The sequence below is a fragment of the Gluconobacter sp. P1D12_c genome (assembly GCF_018812105.1).
GTDB lineage: Bacteria > Pseudomonadota > Alphaproteobacteria > Acetobacterales > Acetobacteraceae > Gluconobacter > Gluconobacter oxydans_A.
The window spans coordinates 1-592 of sequence record NZ_JACSIQ010000188.1 but is presented as its reverse complement, the minus strand read 5'-3'; the positions used below and the strand labels follow the sequence as shown (position 1 = coordinate 592).

The following is a 592-nucleotide window of genomic DNA, read 5'->3' as shown; positions in this document are numbered from 1 at the left end:
TTGGAGACGTGGGGTTTGTAGCCAAAGAATGGGATAGCGAGATCACTCGACGGCATGGTTCCATCGTCCTGCCGCTTCGCTTTCGTGAACTTCAGCGTCCAGCGCGCATGGCGATCCTTGTGCGACAGCTTTGACGGCTTGTCCTGCCAGTCTTCGGGAATACGGCCTGCCCGGAGATCGGCTTTCTCGGCGTTCGTGTTGCGCTGCTTTGGAGCCGCCACCAGCGTTGCATCCAGGATCTGGCCCGACATCGGCAGATAGCCGGCGTGCCGCAGGGTCGCGTCAAAACGGTTGAACAGACCCTCGATCGCTCCCACCTGCGTCAGGCGCTCACGGAACAGCCAGAGTGTTTTGGCATCAGGAACACGATCTGAAAGCCCCAGCCCAAGGAAGCTCATGAACGACAGGCGATCGTTGATCAGATATTCCGTCCGCTCATCAGACAAATTGTTCAACGTCTGGATCACCAGGATCTTGAACATCAGCACCGGATCAAATGGCGGTCGCCCGCCTTTGCTTCCATCTGAATAGGCCAGTGCCTTCTCCAGATCAGGACGGAACACTTCAAAATCCACAGTCCGGGAAAATGCTT

1 protein-coding gene is annotated in these 592 nt (G+C 56.8%); it reads right to left on the bottom strand.

Annotated features, from left to right (window positions below):
* The coding region (locus tag KP705_RS16255) for a transposase (RefSeq protein ID WP_215764996.1) at window positions 1–592 on the bottom strand (592 nt) is incomplete at both ends.